This window comes from Brevundimonas sp. CURTG3B2_SDJG (assembly GCF_057364705.1).
The window spans coordinates 1-2653 of the sequence record NZ_JBNFOJ010000355.1 but is presented as its reverse complement, the minus strand read 5'-3'; the positions used below and the strand labels follow the sequence as shown (position 1 = coordinate 2653).

Here is a 2653-nt window from a genome sequence, read left to right as displayed (position 1 = left end):
GGCGGCGGCCGGCGCGGGCGGCTGGGCGCGGGCGTCGTCCTCGGGCTGACGGCCCACCTTCTTGCCCAGCACATTGTACAGCTGGAACAGCACGAAGGCGGCGATCACCGCGAAGATGACGATCTGGACCTGAACCGGCACGGGCGTTTCCTGACTGGCGCCTTGATACGACGGGCGCGCGAACGACGATTAGGGGCTGATATGGGGCCGCGCAAGGCGCGCCGCCGCCCCCGCTCGGCGAGCGTCGTTGCCGCAGGGGGCGCCGCGTGCTAGTCGCCGCGCCTTCCGGACGGTCCATGGGGGGCCGCCTGCCTCTATCGCCAGACACAGACCTCGCCGATGACCGACGCCGCTCCTCCCGCCGACGCCAACGCCGAAAACGGCGCCCAGGGCCCCGCCGGTCCCGCCGGCCCGGGCTTCCGCATCGTCGCCCAGTACGTGAAGGACCTGTCCTTCGAGAATCCCAAGGCGCCGGACAGCCTGCGCGTCGACGGCAAGCCCGCGATCGACATGAGCGTCGAGATGAACGCCCAGGGACGCCAGGACGGCCTGTTCGAGGTCGAGCTGCGTCTGACCATCAAGGCGGCGACCGAGGCCCTGACCGTCTTCAACGTCGAGCTCGTCTATGGCGGCCTGTTCGCCCTGCAGGGCGTGGCCGAGCAGGACATCGAGCCGCTGCTGCTGATCGAATGCCCGCGCTACCTGTTCCCGTTCGCCCGCGAGATCATCGCCCGCGCGACCTCGGACGGCGGCTTCTATCCGCCCTTCATGCTGGACCCGATCGACTTCGCCGGCATCTACGTCGCCCGCCAGCAGCAGATCGCCCGCGGTCCGGCCGACACCGGTCAGGCGTAAGCCCTCAAACAGCGAGCGACCGCGTCGCGAGCGCTAGGGCGCTCAACAAGGCGTCCGTCAGGCGGCCGACGCCTTTTCCGCGTCCAGGCCGTAGCCTTCCCACAGCGAGCGGTCCTTGAGCGTCGCCTCCAGGAAAGCCGCATGGGCCGCGCGTTCCGCCTCGGTGGACCGCGGCGCCAGCGGGCGAGGCCGGGCGCCGTAGCCGCCGATCGCCACGCCGCGGCCGAGACGGCGATCCGGGTCGCGGACAGGTCCAGCCGGCGCTCCTTGCCGCCCCTGAGCTCCAGATAGACCTCGGCCAGCAGCCGGGCGTCGATCAGGGCGCCGTGATAGGTGCGGTCCGACAGGCTGATCTTGAAGCGCTTGCACAGCGCATCCAGCGAGTTGGCCATGCCCGGGAACTTCTTCTGGGCCAGCTGCAGACTGTCGATCCAGCGCGTCTCCTCGATCAGCGCCTGGCCGCATCGGCCGCACTCGTGGTCGATGAAGTTGCGGTCGAACTGGGCGTTGTGGGCGATCACCGGCGCGTCGCCGATGAAGGCCATCAGGTCGCCGACGATCTCATGGAATTTCGGCGCGTCCCTGACCTTGTCGTCGGTGATGCCGTGCACCCGGATCGCATCCGGCGGGATCAGGCGCTCAGGATTGACCAGGGTGTGGAACGTCCGTCCCGTCGGCAGCAGGTCCTCGATCTCGATGCAGCCCACCTCGATCAGCCGGTCGCCCGTCTTCGGGTCGAAGCCGGTGGTTTCGGTGTCCAGGACGATCTCGCGGGCCATGGCTCCTTAATGGGGCCGTTCGCGTTCCGGCGAAAGGGCGCGGCGCGGCGGCGACCAGCCAGGGGTCAGGACTGTCCCCACGATTTCGGCCACCTGGTCCCTCGCCGCGTCCAGTCCTCGCCCCGTGTCCACGACGAAGTCCGCCCGCCGGCGCTTCTCCGCGTCCGGAACCTGCCGCGCCAGGATCGCCTCGAACCGCTCCCGGGTCATCCCGGGCCGGGCCAGGACGCGCTCGGCCTGGATCGCCGGATCGGCGGTGACGACGACGACGGCGTCCACCGCCGCCTCGCCGCCCGTCTCGAACAGCAGGGGAATGTCCAGCACCGCCAGCCGGACCCCGTCGGCCTCCGCCGCCGCCAGCTCTTCCAGCCGCCCCTTCAGCACCAGCGGATGGACGATCGCCTCAAGCCGACGGAACGCCTGGTCGTCGCGGCCCAGGGCCTGGCCAGCCGGGCCCGGTCCACCGCCCCGTCTACGACCACGCCGGGGAAGGCCTCGCCAATCGGCGCGACGGCCTCGCCGCCCCGGGCGTAGAGCCCATGCACCGCCTCGTCGGCGTTCCAGGTCAGGGCGCCGGCTTCAGCGAACATCCTCGCCGTCGTGGACTTGCCCATGCCGATCGAGCCGGTCAGCCCCAGGACGATCATCCGGCTTCTCCCAGGGCGCGCAGCGCCAGCGCCCGAACATCGACCGCCGGGGGCTCGTCGCCGAAGAAGGCCCGGAACGACGGCCTCGCCTGGCCGATCAGCATGGCCAGGCCGTCCACGACCGTCAGCCCCCGGTTCCGGGCGTCCGTCAGGAACGGCGTGATCAGCGGCCGATAGGTCATGTCCATCACCACCGCTCCCGAGGGCAGGACTGTCAGGTCGATATCCGGCCGGACGCTCAGCGCGTTGACGACCAGGGCGGCCTCTTTCAGCGCTCGGGCGTCCGCGACCTCCACCCCGAGGTCCCGCGCCAGCGCCTCGGCGCGCTCCCGCGTCCGGTTCAGCACCCCCGACCCGAGCCCCCGGCGGCCG

General features: G+C 71.1%; 2 protein-coding genes and 2 pseudogenes. 1 reads left to right on the top strand and 3 read right to left on the bottom strand.

The features are described 5' to 3' along the window. The first annotated feature begins 339 nt into the window (after positions 1-339). Entirely contained in the window at positions 340-855 is a 516-nt protein-coding gene (secB, locus tag AC2W7C_RS16480; RefSeq protein WP_486002358.1) for a protein-export chaperone SecB, read from the top strand. Between the two features lie 57 nt (positions 856-912). Here the strand turns inward: secB and dnaQ are convergent. The 3 genes and pseudogenes from dnaQ to AC2W7C_RS16465 all read right to left on the bottom strand — a co-directional run. Beyond that, positions 913-1634 (bottom strand): annotated as a pseudogene (gene dnaQ / locus AC2W7C_RS16475) (DNA polymerase III subunit epsilon). 6 nt (positions 1635-1640) lie between these two features. Then, positions 1641-2281 (bottom strand): annotated as a pseudogene (gene coaE / locus AC2W7C_RS16470) (dephospho-CoA kinase). Beyond that, a partial coding sequence (locus AC2W7C_RS16465) for a shikimate dehydrogenase family protein (protein WP_486002357.1) occupies positions 2278-2653 on the bottom strand: 376 nt, incomplete at its 5' end. The gene AC2W7C_RS16465 and the pseudogene coaE, both read right to left, overlap by 4 nt.